Genomic DNA, 1925 nt, shown 5'->3' with positions numbered 1-1925 from the left:
TTGCAAGCCAGCGATGTGGATGCATTGCTGCCGATGGCCCGTCAATACTGGTTGAACCATGGCGCGCGGGCATCCGTGCTCAACGGCGTGCAGATCGGCATCGGCCAGTTGCCCACGGCCATAGCGGGGCAAACGCTAGGCTCCAGCATCACGCTGTCTGCCGACGGCGCAGGCTGGGGTTGGTTTGTGGACAGCACTCCCACGGTTGACGAAGAGTTCAACCCCGACCTTGCCGCACAAAACCTGCGTGCGGGTGCTGGTAGCGCAGCAGCGGGCAAGCTCGACCTGCTGACCGTGCTCATCCACGAACTCGGCCATGTGCTGGGCGCGCAAGACCTGACGCGGGCCGAAGACGTGATGAGCGGCCACCTGCAGGCCGGTGTGCGCCGCCTGCCCACCGCGCAAGACGTGGCGCAATGGCTGGCCGCCCAGCAGCGACGCGGTGAGGGTGATCCTTATGCCGCCGGTTTCGCAGTACGCGTGGGTTCTCTCACGGTATCTGGCACGCCTACTACGGTCGTGAACACCGTGCCTGCATCTATCAGCACCACCCTGCAAGGCGGCAATTTGTCCACCCTGCAAGACTGGGCTATACAGGGCAGTGTTGTGGCAAGCAGTGCTTCAGCTGGTGCCACCACTGGCGCTACTTTAAGCGAAACAGGCGTCACCCAAACCCGCCTCAACCAGGTCTTCATGGTCGGCCCGCAAGACCGATTCCTGAGCTTCACGCTCAGCAACCTGGTGCTGGACGATGTCGCCAGCGGGCCGGACGACGCTTTTGAGGCCGCTTTGCTCAACGCCAACACCGGTGCAAACCTGCTCAGCCCCCTGGGCCTAAGCCGTACCGACGCCTTGCTCAACCTGCAAGCCGGTACCAACGGTTTGGCAGAACTTGCCGCCCAAGGCGTCACCCACGTCACCCACCCTGATGGCCGCCGCACCTACCTGGTAGACCTCTCCGGCATAACCCGCGACGCCAATGGCACGGTAGCCGTCAACCTGTCATTCGACCTGATAGGTTTTGGCGCCACCGCAGCCAGCATGGGTAGCCGCGTCCAGGTCAGCGATGTGCGCCTGTTGGGCCTGCCGCAAACCACCGACGACAGCGCCGCTGGTGCTGAAGGCAGCGTGCTCACCATCAACGCCCTGGCCAACGATCTGGGTCTTGGCCAAAGTGGCCAAACCTCTTCGGCCTTCACCCCCGTGGTGGTAGCCGGCCCGGCCCATGGCACGGTCAGTATCAATGTGGATGGCAGCTTCAGCTACACGCCAGGCGCCAACTACTTTGGCCCAGACAGCTTCACCTACCAAGTCACCAATGGGGTGGCCTCCAACATCTCCACGGTCAGCCTGACCATCACCCCGGTCAACGACGCGCCGGTGGCTGCAGACGTAAGCGTCAGCACTGCAGAAGACACGGCACTCACCGGCAACCTGCTGGCCAGTGCAGCCGATGTGGACAGCACCACGCTGACCACAACCATCGTCGCCGGGCCACTGCACGGTAGCCTGGTGGTCAACCCCGATGGCAGCTTCAGCTACTTGGCCCATGCCAACTACTTTGGCGCCGACAGCTTCACGTACAAGGTGAGCGATGGCACGCTGGACTCGGGCGTGGCGACTGTCAACCTGACCATCACCCCGGTCAATGACGCGCCAGTAGCTGCAGACGTAAGCGTCAGCACTGCGGAAGATATGTCTGCTGCTATCAACCTGATAGCGAATGATGCAGAATCCGCGGGGGCTACCGGCTTACCCTCTAAAGACACTGGATTGCCTTTTCACTATAGAGTCCACAAGTCTTCTTTTATCCAACCCGCCGGGAGCACCTATGGAAATCCTCTTCGTCAGCGATCCCCTTGAATCCTTCAAAATCTACAAGGACACCACCTTTGCCATGATGCGCGAGGCCCAGCGCCGCGGGC

At 61.9% G+C, this 1925-nt stretch carries 2 protein-coding genes; both read left to right on the top strand.

Translation table 11 applies throughout. From position 1 onward, the window contains the following. Positions 1 to 1863: tandem-95 repeat protein (locus tag AC097P_RS23505; RefSeq protein WP_479612854.1), on the top strand; the 1863-nt coding region annotated here is incomplete at its 5' end. After that, a partial coding sequence (locus AC097P_RS23500) for a hypothetical protein (RefSeq protein WP_479612855.1) occupies positions 1832 to 1925 on the top strand: 94 nt, incomplete at its 3' end. The genes AC097P_RS23505 and AC097P_RS23500, both read left to right, overlap by 32 nt.

Source organism: Rhodoferax sp. ZS1R8 (assembly GCF_056521325.1).
The sequence above is the reverse complement of the archived record's forward strand: the minus strand, read 5'-3'. Positions and strand labels throughout refer to the sequence as shown.